Annotated in this window: 15 protein-coding genes; 14 read left to right on the top strand and 1 reads right to left on the bottom strand. The window is 67.0% G+C overall.

Features of this window, described 5'->3' with window-relative positions; genetic code table 11:
• Positions 1-16: 16 nt before the first annotated feature.
• The 12 genes from NF876_RS03925 to NF876_RS03985 all read left to right on the top strand — a co-directional run bounded on the left by NF876_RS03925 (position 17) and on the right by NF876_RS03985 (position 12,326).
• On the top strand, positions 17-1,360 hold the full coding sequence (locus NF876_RS03925; RefSeq protein ID WP_262267544.1) for an LLM class flavin-dependent oxidoreductase: 1,344 nt from the start codon (positions 17-19) through the stop codon (positions 1,358-1,360).
• A complete protein-coding gene (locus NF876_RS03930) occupies positions 1,357-2,553 on the top strand; it encodes a M20 aminoacylase family protein (protein WP_373696619.1) in 1,197 nt (398 codons plus the stop codon). The genes NF876_RS03925 and NF876_RS03930 overlap by 4 nt, the downstream gene beginning before the upstream one ends.
• 15 nt (positions 2,554-2,568) lie before the next feature.
• Positions 2,569-3,108, top strand: coding sequence for a GNAT family N-acetyltransferase (locus NF876_RS03935; protein ID WP_262267545.1), 540 nt, complete (start codon positions 2,569-2,571; stop codon positions 3,106-3,108).
• A gap of 27 nt (positions 3,109-3,135) precedes the next feature.
• A complete protein-coding gene (locus NF876_RS43090; protein ID WP_315974997.1) occupies positions 3,136-4,932 on the top strand; it encodes an amino acid ABC transporter permease/ATP-binding protein in 1,797 nt (598 codons plus the stop codon).
• A 20-nt stretch (positions 4,933-4,952) separates the two neighbouring features.
• A complete protein-coding gene (locus NF876_RS03950; RefSeq protein WP_262267546.1) occupies positions 4,953-5,867 on the top strand; it encodes an ABC transporter substrate-binding protein in 915 nt (304 codons plus the stop codon).
• A 55-nt stretch (positions 5,868-5,922) separates the two neighbouring features.
• Positions 5,923-6,891, top strand: a complete 969-nt coding sequence (locus tag NF876_RS03955; RefSeq protein WP_262267547.1) for an ABC transporter substrate-binding protein — start codon at positions 5,923-5,925, stop codon at positions 6,889-6,891.
• A 21-nt stretch (positions 6,892-6,912) separates the two neighbouring features.
• A complete protein-coding gene (locus tag NF876_RS03960) occupies positions 6,913-7,968 on the top strand; it encodes an LLM class flavin-dependent oxidoreductase (RefSeq protein ID WP_262267548.1) in 1,056 nt (351 codons plus the stop codon).
• 143 nt (positions 7,969-8,111) lie between these two features.
• Entirely contained in the window at positions 8,112-9,311 is a 1,200-nt protein-coding gene (locus NF876_RS03965) for a cystathionine beta-lyase (RefSeq protein WP_262267549.1), read from the top strand.
• Positions 9,312-9,412: 101 nt separating this feature from the next.
• Complete coding sequence (locus NF876_RS03970; RefSeq protein ID WP_262267550.1) at positions 9,413-9,751, top strand: hypothetical protein; 339 nt, start codon at positions 9,413-9,415, stop codon at positions 9,749-9,751.
• Positions 9,752-10,239: 488 nt separating this feature from the next.
• Complete coding sequence (locus NF876_RS03975) at positions 10,240-11,364, top strand: alpha/beta fold hydrolase (protein WP_315974998.1); 1,125 nt, start codon at positions 10,240-10,242, stop codon at positions 11,362-11,364.
• A 158-nt stretch (positions 11,365-11,522) separates the two neighbouring features.
• Positions 11,523-11,954, top strand: coding sequence for a response regulator (locus tag NF876_RS03980; RefSeq protein WP_262267551.1), 432 nt, complete (start codon positions 11,523-11,525; stop codon positions 11,952-11,954).
• A 48-nt stretch (positions 11,955-12,002) separates the two neighbouring features.
• Positions 12,003-12,326: a hypothetical protein gene (locus tag NF876_RS03985; RefSeq protein ID WP_262267552.1), complete on the top strand. Its 324-nt coding sequence runs from the start codon at positions 12,003-12,005 to the stop codon at positions 12,324-12,326.
• 66 nt (positions 12,327-12,392) lie between these two features.
• On the opposite strand, the gene trhA is transcribed toward NF876_RS03985, so the two are convergent.
• The gene (gene trhA / locus NF876_RS03990; RefSeq protein ID WP_262267553.1) at positions 12,393-13,043 is read right to left on the bottom strand and encodes a PAQR family membrane homeostasis protein TrhA; all 651 of its coding nucleotides are present in this window, start codon (positions 13,041-13,043) and stop codon (positions 12,393-12,395) included.
• Between the two features lie 374 nt (positions 13,044-13,417).
• Between trhA and NF876_RS03995 the strand changes: the two genes are divergently transcribed.
• The gene (locus NF876_RS03995) at positions 13,418-14,503 is read left to right on the top strand and encodes an AraC family transcriptional regulator (RefSeq protein WP_315974999.1); all 1,086 of its coding nucleotides are present in this window, start codon (positions 13,418-13,420) and stop codon (positions 14,501-14,503) included.
• Between the two features lie 198 nt (positions 14,504-14,701).
• Complete coding sequence (locus NF876_RS04000) at positions 14,702-17,551, top strand: SH3 domain-containing protein (protein ID WP_262267554.1); 2,850 nt, start codon at positions 14,702-14,704, stop codon at positions 17,549-17,551.
• Positions 17,552-17,574: the final 23 nt, after the last annotated feature.

Consider the following 17,574-nt stretch of genomic DNA (forward strand, 5'->3'; position numbering starts at 1 on the left):
TCACAAGGAGAACTCCATGTCGCGCAAGCACATCAGACTCGGCATCATGCTGCAGGGACCCGGCGGACACATGAATGCATGGCGGCACCCGAGCGGCCCCGCCGATGCGAGCGTCAACTTCGACTTCTACCGTGCGACGGCCCTCAAGGCGGAAGAGAACGGCATCGCCTTCGCCTTCGTGGCGGACGGGCTCTACATCAACGAGAAGTCGATCCCGCACTTCCTCAATCGGTTCGAGCCAATCTCCGTGCTGTCGGCTCTCGCGGCCGTGACCTCGCGGATCGGTCTCGTCGGCACGGTCTCGACCTCCTACAGCGATCCGTTCACGATTGCCCGGCAATTCGCATCCCTCGATCTGATCAGCCAGGGCCGCGCCGGTTGGAACGCCGTGACATCGCCGCTGGAGGGCTCCGGCCTGAACTACGGCCGCCCGCACCCCGAGCATGCCCTTCGCTACGAGATCGCCAACGAGTATCTCGATGTCGCCAAGGGATTGTGGGATTCCTGGGACGACGACGCCTTCGTGCGGGACCGCGCCACCGGCGTGTTCTTCGACCGGGCGAAGCTTCACACGCTCGGCCACAAGGGCCGCTTCTTCTCGGTGGAGGGGCCGCTCAACATCGCGCGCTCGCCGCAGGGGCAGCCCGTGATCTTTCAGGCCGGATCGTCCGACGCCGGCATCGGCCTCGCCGGGCGGCACGCGGATGCGGTTTTCACGAACGGCACGAATCTGGAGGACGCCAAGCTGTTCCGGCGCCAGGTGCGGGCGAGCGCGGTGGCGCATGGCCGGCAGGCCGACGATGTGCTGGTGTTTCCGGGAATCGGACCTGTCGTCGGAGCGACGGAGGCGGAGGCCGAAGCCAAGTACCGGGCGATCCGTGATCTCGTCACCATCGACGAGGCTCTCCTCTATCTCGGGCGCTATTTCGATCACCACGACTTCAGCGCCTACCCGCTCGACGGGCCATTCCCGGATCTCGGCGACATCGGCCGCAACAGTTTCCGGTCGACCACGGACCGCATCAAGGCGGAGGCGCGCGCCAAGGCGCTCACCTTGCGAGAGGTCGCGCTGGATGCCGCCACGCCTCGGACGGACTTCATCGGCACGCCCGACCGGATCGCGGACGAAATCATCCGTCGGGTGGACGAGAAGGCGGCCGACGGGTTCATCCTCGGCTTTCCGGTCATTGCCGAGGGCTTCGACGACTTTGTCCGTCACGTCATCCCCATCCTGGAAGAGCGGGGCGTCTACGATCGCACGCTCACGGGGCGGACCCTGCGCGATCATCTCGGGCTGCCGTTTCGCGAGAGCCGCTACGCCGCCGAGGGCGCGGCGCGGCACGAAGCGGTGGCGTCATGACCCTGCTGGCCGATCAAGAGGCGCCTCCCGCATCCGGCACGGAGGCCGCAATGGGGGAGGGTGTGGAACTCGATCCCTTCGTGGCGATCCGGCGCGATCTTCACCGCCACCCGGAGCTTGCCTTCAAGGAGCGGCGCACGAGTGAGCTCGTCGCCGATCATCTCGCCTCCTGGGGATACGAGGTGGCGCGGGGCTTGGCCGGAACGGGCCTCGTCGGATCGCTCCGGCGGGGATCCGGCGGGAAGCGCCTCGGGATCCGGGCCGACATGGATGCCCTGCCGGTCGAGGAGGCGACGGGACTGCCCTATGCCAGCAGGCATGAAGGAATCATGCATGCCTGCGGTCACGACGGGCACACGGCGATACTCCTCGCGGCCGCGAAGGCCGTGGCGGACGACATCGCGTTCTCCGGCGAGCTTCACCTGATCTTTCAGCCCGCCGAGGAGATCGGCGCCGGCGCGCGGCGCACGATCGCCGACGGATTGTTCGGGCGCTTTCCCTGCGACGCGGTGTTCGGGCTGCACAACTGGCCGGGGCTCGGCGCGGGACAGTTCGGCTTCATCGAGGGTCCGGCGATGGCGGCCGTGGATCAGGCTCGTGTCACCGTGATCGGACAGGGCGGCCATGGGGCTTCCCCGCACGAGACCGTGGACCCGGTGGTCGCGGCAGCCTCCTTGATCACGGCGCTTCAGAGTGTCGTTTCGCGCGGCGTCGACCCGCTGGAGGCGGCGGTCGTCACGGTCGGGTCGATCCATGGCGGCACGGCGTCCAACATCATTCCCGACAGCGTGGACATGAAGCTGACCCTGCGCAGCTTCACGCCGGCGGTCCGCAGGATCCTGGAGAGCCGCGTCCCGGCTCTCGCCAGGGCGCAGGCCGAGAGCTTCGGCGCGCGGGCCGAGGTCGATTACCGGCGCGGGTTCCCGCCCGTCGTGAACCATCCGCGCGAGACCCGGCTGGCGCACGGGGTCGCCCTGGCCCAGTTCGGCCCGGAGAGAATCGCCGAAGCCTTCCGGCCGCGGACCGCGAGCGAGGACTTCGCCTTCTTCCTCGAAGAAAGGCCCGGGGCATTCCTGTTCGTCGGCAACGGCGAGAGCGCCGCCCTGCACAGCCCGCGATACGACTTCAACGACGCCATCCTGGCACCGGCAGCCGCCTATTGGGCCGGACTTGCCGGCGCTTTCCTCCAGTGAATCCGGAGCGATCTCATGACGGACACCTTCCTTTACACCTCCCCGGACGACGAGCGATCCCGCCCGCTCATTGAAGCTCTCACTCGGGAATACGCCACGCGCTACGGCACCTATTTCGGCGACGAGCCGGGTGCGGAGATGCGCCGGTATCCGGCGGCCCTGTTTGCTCCCCCGGAGGGAAACTTCGTCCTGCTTCTGCGCAACGGGACCGCCATCGCGGGTGGCGCGTTCAAGCGCTACGACGAGCACACCGCGGAACTGAAGCGAATCTGGACGCACGAGAAGGCCCGCCGGCAGGGCCTGGCGCGGCGTGTCGTGGAGGAGCTGGAAGCCCAGGCGCTCCGCCAGGGCTACACCCGCATCTTCCTGACGACGGGATTTCGCCAGCCTGAGGCGAAGGGACTGTACCTGACCATGGGCTACACGCCGCGCTTCGACGTCACTCTGGATCCCGAGATCTACAAGATCCTGCCGTTCGAGAAGGAGCTGGTGCCGAAGGTGGTCACTCTCGCGAGCCGGCGTCAACGCGCGCCAGCCGCAACATCCGTGGCCTGAAGCCCGGTCCGACACGGAGGCACATTCATGACCCTGGTACCAGCCTTTAGGCAAGTCGATGTCGCGCCCGGAGGAATCCCCCTCGGCGGCAAGGCCCATCTCCGGATCGTCCCGGCGAAATACCCGGCCCGCACGGTCGGGACGGTCCTGTCCCTCGTCGTGATCTTCGCGATCCTGAACTCGGTGTTCTCCAACCCGCGCTGGGGCTGGGACGTCTTCGCGGAATGGTTCTTCGCCGAGCCCGTTCTGGCGGGTCTCGGGCGAACGCTCCTGCTGACGGCGCTGGGTGCCACATTCGGCTTTCTCCTCGGCACGGGCCTGGCCCTTGCAAGGGTGTCCGGATCGCCGCTCCTGGCCTCCCTCTCGTGGGGATATGTCTGGCTCCTGCGGTCGATCCCCCTGATCGTCCTGCTGCTGATCCTCAACAATCTCGGTTATCTCTACGAGACGATCACGCTCGGCGTCCCGTTCACCGACATTTCGTTCTTCTCGTACCAGACGACCCAGCTGCTCACGCCGTTCGCCGCCGCCGTGATTGGCCTCACCCTCAATCAGGCGGCATTCTGCTCCGAGATCATCCGTGGCGGCATCCTGTCGGTCGACCAGGGCCAGCTCGAGGCGGCCGCGGCGCTCGGACTGCCGAAGTCACGCCAGGCGACGCGGATCGTTCTGCCGCAGGCCATGCGGGCGATCCTGCCGACCGGGTTCAATGAGATCATCGGTTTGGCCAAGGGCACGTCGATGGTGTACATCCTGGCGCTGCCGGAACTGTTCTATACGATCCAGATCATCTACCGACGCAACCTGGAGGTCATTCCTCTGCTGATGGTGGCGACGGTCTGGTACCTGGTGATCCTGAGCGTTCTGTCGTTCATCCAGCACCATATCGAGAGACACTACTCCAAGGGCGCGCTCCGCAATCCGCCACCGTCGCTCGTGACGGCGGCCCTTAACCGGTTCTCGCGTCCGAGGCCCGCTGCGGCAGCCGCGCAGGCTGCTCCCCATTCGGCCGCCTCCGGTGCGCAGCGAGCGTCTTCCGCCAGCCTGGCGGCCCTTGTGGCAGCAGGCGGCGAGGTGAGCATCGAGGGCGTCAGCAAGAGCTTCGGCGCGCTCAAGGTTCTCGACGGGATCAGCCTCCACATTCCGGCCGGCAGCGTCACGGTCATCCTGGGGCAGTCCGGCTCCGGCAAGTCGACATTGCTGCGGGCGATCAACCACCTGGAGCGGGTCGACGACGGCTTCATCGCCATCGACGGAGAACTGATCGGCTACCGGCGGGAGGGCGACACCCTGTACGAACTGAAGGAACGCGAGATCCTGCAGCGCCGCGTCGATGTCGGCATGGTGTTCCAGAACTTCAACCTGTTCCCCCATCTCACCGCCCTCGAGAACGTCATTGAGGCACCGATCAGCGTTCGTGGCCGCACGCGGGACGAAGCGGTGGCCGAGGCTCACGAACTCCTCGCCCGCGTCGGATTGCGCGACAAGGCCGAGGCCTATCCGCGCCAATTGTCCGGCGGGCAGCAGCAGCGCGTCGCCATCGCCAGAGCTCTGGCCATGAGGCCGAAGGTTCTGCTCTTCGACGAGCCGACCTCCGCCCTCGACCCTGAACTTGTCGGCGAGGTGCTCGCCGTCATCAAGGAACTCGCGCGCTCCGGCACGACGCTCGTCATCGTGACGCACGAGATCGGATTTGCCCGTGAGGTCGCCGATCAGGTCGTCTTCATGGAGCAGGGGCGGATTCTCGAAGTCGGGACGCCCGAGCAGGTCTTCAACGCCTCGCAGCATCACCGCACCCGCGAGTTCCTCGCCAAGGTCCTCTGAGACAACCCAGGGAAAACATCATGATCGTCAGAACGTTGCTTGCAGCCCTTGCGCTGAGCCTTTCCGGAGCAATGGCTTCCGCTCAATCCATCGATCTCAGTCCCGAGCAGCCGGGGCGGCCGCGGGCGGAACGGAACGAGGCCGCGATCCGTCTCCTTTCGCCGAATGCCAAACTCGCCAAGGAGGGCGTGTTCACGGTGGCCATCGCAGCCGGCCGGCTCCCCTTCAGTGCCTACGCGACGGATACCAAGACCGTGATCGGATCCGATCCCGACATCGCGCGACTGGTCGCCGACAGCCTGGGCCTGACGCTGGACATCATCCCTGTCGCCTGGGCGGATTGGCCCCTCGGCCTCGCGTCGGGCAAATACGACGCGGTCATCTCGAACGTGACGGTGACCGAGCAGCGCAAGGAGAAGTTCGACTTCTCGACCTATCGCAAGGACGAGCTCGGATTCTACGCGAAGGCGGACAGCACCCTCAGCATCAAGGAGCCCAAGGACGTCGCCGGTCTGCGGGTGATCGTGGGGGCCAGCACCAACCAGGAGCAGATCCTGCTGCGATGGAACCAGCAGAACGTGGCGCAGGGGCTCAAGCCGGTGGACATCCAATACTACGACGACGACGTCGTGCGGGGACTGGCGATCCAGTCGGGGCGCGCCGACGCCTATCTCGGCCCCAACGCCTTGTCTGCTTTCGAAGCCGCCAAGGACGGCAAGACGAAGCTCGTCGGCACGTTCAGCGGCGGGTGGCCGCTCGTTGCCGAGATCGCCGTAACAACCCGCAAGGGAGCAGGTCTTGCCGAGGCCATCACGCAGGCGATCAACACGCAGATCCAGAACGGCAACTACGCCAAGGTGCTCGCACGCTGGAACCTGGTGCCGGAGGCCATCGAAAGGTCGCAGACGAACCCGCCCGGATTGCCGAAGACCTGAGCCCGCCAGCAGCACCAGGCATCACTCTATCAGACCGTACAAGCGAGGGACCATCATGATATCAAGACGCAGAGCCGTCGCATCGCTGCTGGCCGCAGGAGCCCTGTCGGCCCTGACCGTCACAGCCGCGCTCGCCCAAGCCGCGTTCGACCAAGCCGCGTTCGCCCAAGCCGCGTTCGACCTGGGCCCGGAGCAGGCCGGCCGCATCAGGGCAGAGCGAGACGAGAACGCCGTCAGGGCGATCCCGCAGGGTTTCAAGTTCGTCGCATCGGGAACGTTCACCGTCGCCATCAGCCCAAGCGGGCCGCCGCTCGCAACCTACGCGACGGATGCCAAGACGGTCGTGGGCGCGGATGCCGACTTCGCGCAGCTGATCGCAGACAGCCTCGGACTCAAGCTCGATCTCGTTCCGGTGGCCTGGGCCGATTGGCCCCTGGGGCTCGCGTCGGGCAAATACGACGCGGTCATCTCCAATGTCGGCGTGACCGAGCAGCGCAAGGAAAAATTCGATTTCTCGACCTATCGTCAGGGCCTGCACGGCTTCTACGTCAGGAGCGACAGTGCCATTGGCTCGATCAAGGAGCCGAAGGACGCTGCCGGATTGCGGATCATCGTCGGAGCCGGCACCAACCAGGAGCGGATCCTCCTGGAATGGAGCAAGCAGAACGTCGCCGGCGGATTGAAGCCGCTCGAACTGCAATACTATGATGATCAGCCGACGCAGCTTGTCGCCCTTGCGTCCGGTCGTGCCGATGTCATCGTGCAGCCTCACGCGCAGCTCGTCTTCATCGCGGCTCGGGACCGCAATATTCGCCGAGCGGGAACGCTGAGCGCCGGCTGGCCGAACAAATCCGATGTAGCCATCGCCACGCGCAAGGGCAGCGGCCTCGTGGATGCGCTGACGCTCGCGACCAACACCCTGATCGCCAATGGCAAGTACGGAAAGGCGCTCGCCCGCTGGGCCCTGGAGGACGAGGCCCTGCCACGCTCGGAAACCAACCCGCCGGGCCTGCCGAAGTTCTGATCGACGGATGGGACAGCCAGCATGAACACTCGCCTTCCATCCATCGGCCATATCGGTTTCCTCGCGCCCGGCAACTACCCGGACGACGATCCATGGCATGGGCTGGAGCAGACGCTCCAGCTTTTCCAGTATGGCGAGCATCTGGGCTTCGACAGCGCCTGGGTCCGTCAACGGCATCTGGAGCCGGGAGTTTCGTCCGCAAGCACGTTCCTCGCGGCGGCGACGCAGCGGACATCCCGCATGCAGCTCGGAAGCGCCGTGATCCCGATCGGCTATGAGAGCCCCTTTCGGCTTGCGGAAGACCTGTCGACGGTGGATGTCCTGTCGAAAGGACGGCTGAATGTCGGCATCAGCGCCGGGCGACCTCCGCACGCCGATCTGATGGCGCCCCTGGTTTTCGATGGGGACTGGCAAGCCAACGATTTCTCCCATGCGCGGGTGACACGCTTCATGGACAACCTGCGGGGTGGCCATCTCGGGGATGACGAGACGCGGATCGGGACACCGTTCGGGCCCCGGCGCCCGCGTCTGCAACCACATGCCCGCAGGCTGATCGATCGGATCTGGTATGGGGGCGGCTCGCGGCATTCAGCCGAATGGGCTGGGCGCACGGGCGTCAATCTCCTGACGGGAAATGTCATCTCCGGTGAGGGAACGGACGATTTCTTCGTCGCGCAGGCCCGCCTGATCGAGACGTTCCGGCGCGCCTCCCCGGGATCGAGGCGCGTCGCGCTCGGCCGCGTGGTCGTCCCGACCGACGGCGCCGATCCGGTGAGCCGTCGGCGCTACGCGGAGTACGCAGCCGGTCGTTCCGTCCGGACGCTCTCGCCGCAGGGCGAACGCAGGACATTGTTCGCACGCGATCTCGTGGGGACGTCGGAGGAGATTCTCGAGCGGCTCTCCAACGATCCGATCGTGCCGCTCGTCAGCGAGTTCCGGCTCGAGCTTCCCTACGAGTTCGAGCAGGACGAGTACCGGCAGATCCTGTCCGACTTCGTCACCCTGATCGCGCCGGAACTCGGATGGGCCGGGCCGCCCGCCGTTCAGCCGAGCCCGGCGCTTCATGCGGTGTCCTGACCGGTGCCGCTCGAGGCCGTCGTGAATTCCCGAGCAGAGGCCGGGCCATCGACAGAGCGGGCGGCCCGCCGTGGTCCTTCGCGGGTTTCGATCCCTGTCCCGCTCCACCCACTCCCGGGTACCGATAGAACAGCATGGAATCGATGAACGACAAAGACGATCATCCGGTGGGCCTCGGCCCGAACACGCGGCTCAGCCGTGCCGGTTACAGCCCCTTCGATTATCACGGCTTCGTCAACCCGCCGATCGTCAGGGCCTCGACGGTGCTCTTCCCCGACGCCCGGACGATGGAAACGCATGGGCAGAAATACACCTATGGAACGCGTGGAACGCCAACCACCGATGCTCTCTGTCATGCCATCAACGAACTCGAGGGTGCGGCGGGCACCATCCTCCTGCCGTCGGGTCTCGCGGCCGTCACGGTGACGCTTCTGGCCTATCTCTCGGCCGGCGATCATGCGCTGATCGTCGATACCGTCTACGGCAATGTCCGCCATTTCTGCGACACGATGCTGGCCGGGTTCGGCGTGGAGGTCGAGTATTACGATCCCTCGCTCGGCGCCGGTATCGAGGCGCTGTTCAAGCCGAACACGAGGCTTGTCCATACGGAGTCGCCGGGTTCGAACACGTTCGAGATGCAGGATATCCCGGCCATCGCGACGGTCGCTCACCGGCACGGGGCCATCGTGACCATGGACAATACCTGGGCGACGCCCCTGAACTTCCGTCCGCTGGATTACGGCGTTGACGTTTCGATCCAGGCATCGACCAAGTATCCGGCCGGCCATGCCGACATTCTGATGGGGACGGCTTCCGCGAATGCCGCCGCCTGGAGGCGACTGAAGCAGGCGAACGGCGCGCTCGGGCTATGCGGCGCTCCGGACGATGCGTATCAGGTTCTCCGCGGCCTGCGGACGATGGGCGTGCGCCTCGAGCGTCATCAGGCGAGCGCCCTGGCGATCGCGGAATGGCTCGAGGCCTGCGACGACGTCGTGCGTGTGCTCCACCCGGCTCTTCCGAGCTTCCCTGGGCACCATCTCTGGAAGCGGGATTTCAAGGGTGCGGCGGGGGTTTTCTCCTTTGTTCTGGCCACCGGAGGGACGCATGACGTCCACGCGAAGGCCCGGTCCTTTCTGAATGGCCTCGAGCTATTCGGCCTCGGGTATTCATGGGGCGGATTTCAGAGCCTGGCGCTCCACGTGGACCTAGGCGAGCGCACCGTTCTGCGCGGGCCGGGCGAGGGCCCGGTCATTCGCCTGCAGATTGGCCTCGAGGATGTTGTCGACCTCAAGGCCGATCTTGCGAGGGGATTTGACGCCATGCGCCGAGTGTCGGGAGGATAGACCCTCCGGCGTCCCGCCCGGATCGGAAGGCGCCCCATTTCCGCCCCTATCGGGGCTCAACAGGTCCACACAAACTCAACAATAAGCAAGGGGCAACCGTGATGACCCGTTCGACGCACCACACTGATCGTGACGTGTTTCTGGAGTACGAAGGCATCAAGGTCTATCGCACGTACCAGTTCGACGATCCTGTCACCTACCAGCCTTCATCCCACATCTTCACCACCTCGCCCGATGGCGCATACGCGTCCGATCCCTTCCGGTTCGATATCCGGACCCTCACTGTTCCGGCGGCTTCGGCGTTCGAGGACCATGTGCGCGTCGGAGAGCAGGATGCCGTCACGACGGTCCTGGAGCAGGCGATCGACCGCGGCATGCTCGCGACACCGGAGGGCGGCATCGGTCGCCGGCCAGTCCAGGTCCATCGGCAGGCTTGGTAAGAGCGGGCTGACCAGCCTCCCATCCCGCTTTGGCCTGAAGCCAAGCCGCATGAGCGCACCGTGCGAACATTGGACCCGGTTTTTCGCCCTCAACGGTGCGCCGGCCAAGAGTGGAGCATCGGACAATCGGGATCACCGGGACGAGCCCAGTGATGACGTGAGAGGGTGGTGTGAGCGGATGATGACACCCTCCCCACGTCATGGCCGGCCTTGTGCCGGCCATCCCGATCGGAAGAGCGCCGCGCCTCGAACAATCGGGATCACCGGCACAAGGCCGGTGATGACGTGGTGGTGGATTGGACAAGCCCGGTGATGACGGGGTGGTGGCTCGGCCGGGCGATCAAGACAGGGGCCCGAACGGTGCGCCGGCCAAGAGGGGAGCATCGGACCCAAAAGTGGGTCCGATGCTCGAGCCGGCCCTTTCTGCGGCGCAGCAACCCTTTCCCGGCCCGGGCGTTCCCCGACTGCGAGCAGAGCGGAGATTGCGGATGCGCATCGTGGAGACAGCAGCCGACCTGAACTCATCCGGCCGACATGGCCATGAGGGCGGTGATGGCGTGATGCCCGACCTGGTGCGCGATCGCGCTCCCGTGGCTTATCGGCCGGTTCGGGAGCCGGATGATGCCGGCCGGTGGAGCACAGGGGCCGTCGGCACGGCGCCGCGCTGGCTCGCGCCGGCCCTTGCGAGCGCTGCCGCCCTGGCAGCCGCGGCCCTCTACAACCGCTGGCAGGCCCGGGAGGCCGAGCGTCGATACCCGCCGATCGGCCGCTTCCTCGAGGTGGACGGCGTGCGCCTGCACTACATCGACCGTGGGCGGGGCAGCCCGCTGGTGCTGATCCACGGCAACGGCACCATGATCCAGGATTTCACCGTCAGCGGCCTCGTGGACCGTCTGGCGGACCGGTACCGGGTCATCGTCATCGACCGCCCCGGCTACGGCTACAGCGCGCGGCCGCGCCGGCTCTGGACGCCCCGGGCCCATGCCCGGCTGTTCAGGAGCGCCCTGGCCCGACTGGGGGTCGAGCAGGCGGTGGTCTACGGACATTCCTGGGGCACCCTGGTCGCGGTGGCGCTCGCGCTGGAATCCCCCGAGCTCGTTCGTGGTCTCGTCCTGGGATCGGGCTACTACTATCCGACCCTGCGGGCGGACACGTTCCTGCTCTCGCCGCCGGCCATTCCCCTGATCGGCGACGTCATGCGCTACACCGTCTCGCCGCCGGTGGCACGAGCGATCCTGCCCGGCATGATCAAGCGGGTGTTCCAGCCGGCGTCGGTGCCGGAGCGCTTCGAGCGCGAGTTCCCGAAGGCGCTGATGCTGCGGCCCGGGCAGCTTCGCGCGGCCGCCGAGGATGCCGCCCTGATGACGCCGTCGGCGATGGACCTGGAGCGGCATTATGCCGAGCTGAGGGTGCCCCTCGCGATCATCACCGGCGCCGACGACCAGATCGCCGATGTGGGCCGCCAATCGGCACGTCTGCACCGGGAGCTGCCGCACAGCGAGTTCATCGCCCTTCCGGGCCTGGGGCACATGATCCATCACCTGGCCCCGGGGGCCGTCGCCGACGCGATCGATCGCACGGCGCAGCGCTCGGCCCGGATGTGGGCCTTCTGATCCGGCAAGGATCGCTTCCGTCCGCACGGCCGGGCTTCGCCCCGCGACAGCGGCCGTTAACCGCGCGCTCACCATGTCGAGCGGAAGTCCCAGACCCTCGTGAACGCGGCCTTCCGGTTCGGAGTTAGCCAGCCGAACTCCCACAGGAAGGGCGTCGCATGAACCTGATCCCAACACGCTGGTCGAGAGCCTCCCAACCCGAGTACACAGGCTACGAGGCAGGTCCAACCTGCATTCTCGTGGTTGAAGATGATCTGATGATCGGCGCCGCGGCGGCGGGAGCCTTGGAGGATGCCGGGTTCATGGTGCTGACCGCCGCCAGCGCCGAAGAGGCGGAGGTCATCCTCGGCCAGGAGATGGTCGACGTCCTGTTCACGGACATCGACCTGGGTGGGCGCGACGGTTGCGACCTCGCCCACAGGGCGCTCAAGGCACAGCCTGGCCTTCCGGTCATCCTCGCCTCGGGGCGCTCGCGACGGTGCCACGGCGACCGCATCCCGGCCGGCGCGCGCTTCCTCCCCAAGCCGTACCGCCTGTCCCAGATGGTCGGCGAAGTGCATCGCGCCGCGCAGGGAAAAGCTGCTCCGTAACCGTTACGCCCTCATTCGCTCACATCGACATCCAGGAAGGAAACATCCATGCGCCGAGGTCTCGCCGTTCTCGCCGGATCCATTCTGATGACCACGTCCGCTCTCGCTCAGGCGCCCGCGGAGGTCGAGGCCTGTCGCCTCTCGGGACTGGCAGCCCTCAAGGAGCGATCGCCCACCCTCGAGCACCTGACCTTCGACATGGAGTCGCTGGCCATCTCCAAGGCCGCCACGCGGGTCGAAGATACGCCGATCCGCATGGTGGTCATGGGCGAGGCTTACCTCCAGCGCGAGAAGAGCGACAAGCCGAACCGCTTCGTGTGCCTCGTCAGCGACAAGGGCAAGGTGGTCCTGACCTTCTTCACCGAGCAATAGGGACGGACCCGCGGTGGCGACAGGGCCGACGCCCTGACCGCGGCCCGCGCCGCGGCGGGCGTCCCGTCAGGCCCGCGCGAGCACCAGGCAGTCGAGCACGGCGCCATAATGGAAGCCGGCCGCGACGAGGACGAAGGCGTGCCAGATCGCGTTCTGAAAGCGCAGGCTCTCCCACAGATGGAACACCACGCCGGCCGTGTAGAGGATGCCCCCGATGGCGAGAAGCCAGAGGGTCGAGGCGGGGAGGGTGCCGAACACCGACTCGTAAGCCATGACGCCGCTCCAGCCCAGGAGCAGGTAGAGCAGGACCGAAAGGCGGTCGAAACGCCCCGGGAACCGGAGCTTGAGCGTGATCCCGACCATGGAGGTGAGCCATATGCCGGCCAGCAGCACCAGGGATTCGGCGCTTGCCTTCATCTGGGTGATGAACGGTGTGTAGGTGCCGGCGATCAGGAGGTAAATGGCCGAATGGTCGAACCGCCGCAGCGTCCATTTGATGGGCGAGACCGGCCAGAGATTATAGAGCGCCGAGACGGTGAGCACCGTCAGAAGACCGATGCCGTAGATCAGGAGGGACGTGAACTCCCAGGCTCCGACGGCGGGAGCCGCCACGACGAGAAGAGCCGCGATCGAGACAGCCCCGATCGTCACGCCGATGACATGCACGATGCCATCGGCGATGATCTCCTTCACGTCATAGTCCCATTTCAAAGCCATCATCCTCGGAAGACTGGTGCGGACCATGCCCGCAGAGCAGGACGTTCGTGCATGGCCCGGCCCGGCGGGCGGATCGTCACGCCAGGATTGTAGTGCTGGCGGACTCCCGAGCCAGGGCCTGCGACAGCCTTGCCGCCCTGCCTTCTCCCGAGCCCCCTTGGCCGGCAGCGGCCTCCCAGGGGGATTGCACCCGCTCAAGCATCGGACCCGAAAGTGGACTTGCACTTTTGGGATCCATCCGATGCTCCAAGTGGCCGGCGCGCTGGTGACCTAACGTTAATCTATGTTAATATGCCGCAGACCAAAGTGATGGGGCCGGCTTCGTTCGCCGTGCGGTGCCGGAGCGTTTCGTGGACCCTGCGAAGGAGCGCACGATGTCCGGAAAAGCCGTGTTTCCGTCTTCCGGCATCCACATGCCGGGCTCCCAGGATGCGTCACCCGGCGGGCGGACGATTCCTCCGGGCTATATCCACCTTGGGGTGGCCAGGGAAATCGAACCGACGTTGCGCGAGTTCGGCCTTGATCCCGATCCGCTCATCCGCGAGGCCGGGCTCGACCCGCGCCTGTTCGACGATGGGGCGAACGTGATCCCGCACGCCGCCCTGGGCCGGCTGCTCTCCCTCAGCGTGGCCCGCACGAACTGCCCGCATTTCGGGCTGCTCGTCGGACAGCGCGCCACGATCCTGTCGCTCGGGCTGGTCGGCCGCCTGATGCAGCAATCGGAGACGGTGGGCGATGCCATGCGCGCGCTCGTCGCCAACCTGAGCATCCAGAACCGGGGCGCCGTGCCGTCGCTCACGATCGTCGGAGACACGGCCCTGTTCACCTTCTCGGTCTATCAGCCCGAGGCCAAGAGCGCCGGCCAGATCTCGGACGGGTCGCTGGCGGTGGCGGTCAATGCCCTGCGGGCCCTGTGCGGGTCCGACTGGAACCCGACCGAGGTCCTCCTGCCCCGGGCCGCACCGGCGGACCAGGAGCCTTTCCGCCGTCACTTCCGTGCGCCCGTCCGGTTCAACCAGGAGAGCGCCACGATCGTCTTCCCGGCCCGTGACCTGGAGATCCGGGTCGCCGGAGCCGATCCGGTCCTGCGAGCGATGCTGGAGCAGCGGATCCAGCAGATGAAGGGGGCTCCGGACTCCGCCTTCTCCGACGACATCCGGCGGCTGCTGCGGACCCGGCTGACCAGCAATCACTGCTCGGCCGACGACATCGCGCATCTCCTGGCCATGCATCGCCGCACCCTGAGCCGCCGCCTGAAGGACAGCGGCATGGGCTACCGGGCGATCACCAACGAGATCCGGTTCGAGATCGCCCGGCAATTGCTGACCGACACGCAGGTGCCGCTGTCCCAGATCGCCGCCGCCCTCGGCTATTCCGAGGCCAGCGCCTTCACCCGGGCCTTCCGGCGCTGGTCGGGCCAGACCCCAACCGCCTGGCGCGGCGATGGCCATTCTGGCTGATGCGCCGCCGGTAGCTTCGGGCCGTTCCGCGCCGCCCGCGGAGTGCCGGCCGGTGTGGCCGGCTCGAAGGGCAGGGACCTGGGACGATCACACGCTCCCGAAGGACCCGTTCGCGCTCATTTCATGCCGAAGGCAGCAACCAAGATCGGGACCTTCCGGGCCTGGCGAAGGATGGCGTTCGGGAGGGAGATACGATCCATGAAAAAGATCATCGCGTTCGCGCTCGTCCCCATCGTGGCCGCGGCCCCAGGTCTCGCGGCTCCGGGCATTACCACAAGCAGCGTCAATTTCCGCTCGGGTCCGGGAACGCAATACTCCTCCATTCGCACGCTTCCGGAAGGCACCGCGGTCGACATCGGCGATTGCGGGGATTCGGGCAGCTGGTGCGCCGTCACCGTCGGCGGTCGAACCGGCTTCGTCAGCGGCCGCTACGTCGAGGAGACAAAGGAGGCCGAGGGCTGGCCGCGGACCTACGAGACCGGCCAGGGGCGCATGATCCTGTATCAGCCGCAGTTCACGGAATGGACCGATTTCAAGACGATCGAGGCGCTGGTGGCGGCCGAGTACCTGAAGACGCCGGATGCCAATCCGGTGTTCGGCGTGATCGGGCTGAAGGGCGGAACGTCCTATGACGACGATTCCGACGAGGTCGTCATCACGGATGTGGCGGTCACAGAGCTGAACTTCTCGGGTCTCGACCGCGAGGATCTGAAGGCCCTTGCGGTCGAGACCGGCAAGCTCCTGCCCACCGGCCCGATCACCGTATCGGAAGCACGCATAACGGCGAGCCTCGCCGAGCAGAAGCGCATGACCGACGTGCAGGGGCTCAAGGCCGACCCGCCGCCGATCTTCGTGTCGAAGACCCCGGCGGTTCTCTTGCAGTCCGACGGGGAGCCATCCTACGCGCCGGTGAAGGGCAAGACGGGTCTGTCCTTCCTGGTCAACTCGAACTGGGACCTCTTCCGCATCGACGACGGCGGCACCCTGTTCCTGCGCGACGACACGCATTGGCTGACCGCGAACGCGTTTGCAGGTCCGTGGACGCCTGTGGCGGAACTGCCGGCGCCGCTCAAGGATCTGCCCGACGACGGCAACTGGTCGGATGCGCGCGGCGCCATGCCGCCCGAGCCCTATCGGGGCGGCCGCGCTCCGACGGTGATCCCCACCGAGAAGCCTTCCGAGCTGATTCTGTTCGAGGGCGAGCCCAAACTCGAGGCGGTGCCCGGGACGGCGCTCCAGTGGGCGTCCAACACCGAATCCGACGTCTTCTTCCACAGGACCGACAGGCACTGGTACGTGCTCCTGTCCGGCCGCTGGTTCCGCGCCGCGACGCTCGACGGGCCATGGACCTTCGCGACGCCGGACCTGCCCGACGACTTCCGCAAGATTCCGGAGGATGCGCCCTATTATGCCGTGCGCTCGTCCGTGCCGGGCACATCCGAAAGCGCGGAAGCGCGGCTCAAGGCCAGCATTCCCACCACGGCGCGGGTCGAGGCCGGCTCGATCGGGCCAACAATCGCCTATACGGGCGACGCACAATTCGCGCCGATTGAATCGACCGGCCTGTCCTATGCGACGAACACGACCGACACCGTGATCCGGGTCGGAGACCGCTACTTCCTGGTGCAGGACGGCGTGTGGTTCGTGGCCGACAGCCCGAACGGACCGTGGCAATTGGCTCGCGAGGTGCCAGAGGCGATCTACCAGATCCCGCCATCCTCGCCCGTCTACAACGTGACCTATGTGCGCGTGTACGACACCGAGCCCGACGCGGTCTGGTACGGCTACACCATGGGATACCTGTTCAACTTCCTGGCCTGGGGCACCTATGTCTATGGCACGGGCTGGGGCTATCCGGGCTACTGGTACAACGGGCCGGGCTACGGCTACCCGATCTATTATCCGCGCCCCGCCACCTGGGGCCTCGGGGCTTATTACAATCCGGTGCGCGGCATGTACGGCCGCTATGGCTACGCCTATGGACCCTATCGCGGGATTGCGGGGGCGAGAGCCTGGAATCCGGCATCCGGCACCTATGCCCGGGCCGGCGCGGCCTGGGGACCCCGCGGGTCGGCCGGGTTCGTCGGCGCGTACAATCCGCGCACGGACGGCGGAGCCTTCGCGGCCGGGGGGCGCAACGTCTATGGCGCGTGGAAGTCCGCCGGGGTGAAGCGCGGCTCCGAATGGGCGCGGCTGACGGCGCGCGAGAACGCGGCGGGCGGCTCGTCGCTGCGCTGGAACACGTCCAACGGCCAGGGCTTCATCCGCGAGGGCCGCCGCGGTGACATCTATGCCGGTCGCGACGGCAACGTGTACCGCAACACGGGTGACGGCTGGCAGCGTTTCGACGGCGGCTGGCAGGACGTGGGACGGCCGGAACCCCGGGATCTGCTCCAGCGCGGCGAAGGACGCGAGGGCTTGTCGGCGGAGGGGCGCGAGCGCTTGCAGGAACGCGGCGGCAGTGAGGCCCTCAGGGGTCTTGCCGGCGCGGGAGCGGCCGGGGCGGCGGGTGCCGCATTGGGCCAGCGCCTGAGTGGCGGTAAGCAGGTCCGGCGGGACGCAGCCGACCGCGATGCCGTTCGCGAGCGGGCACAGCAACGCCCGACGGCCCAGCAGCGTCCGGCAACGCAACAGCGCCAGACGCAGACACAACGCCAGGCTCCCCAGCAACGCGAAGCGTCCCAACAGCGCCGTGCGGCGGCGGATCGACCTTCTGCGCCGCAGCGGCCGGCCTCACAGCAGCGACCGGCGACCGGGCAACGGCAGGCGCAGCAGCAACGTCCGGCCCAGCGTCCTGCCGCTCAGCGTCCGGCTCCGCGCCAGCAGCTCCCCGCGAATGTCATGCGCGATGCCCAGGCGCGGCACATCGGCAACCAGCGGCAGATGGCGAGCCGCCAGTTCTCCCGTCCTCCGGCGCAGTTCTCCCGCTCGCCGTCGTTCGGTCCGCCGCGGAGCATGGGACCGGGGGGCGGCTTTGGAGGCGGTCGCGGAGGCTTCGGAGGAGGCGGGCGTGGCGGAGGAGGCTTCCGCGGAGGCGGCCGCCGCTGAAGGATCGCGAGGACAGGCCGCTC

This window comes from Microvirga yunnanensis, assembly GCF_025460875.1.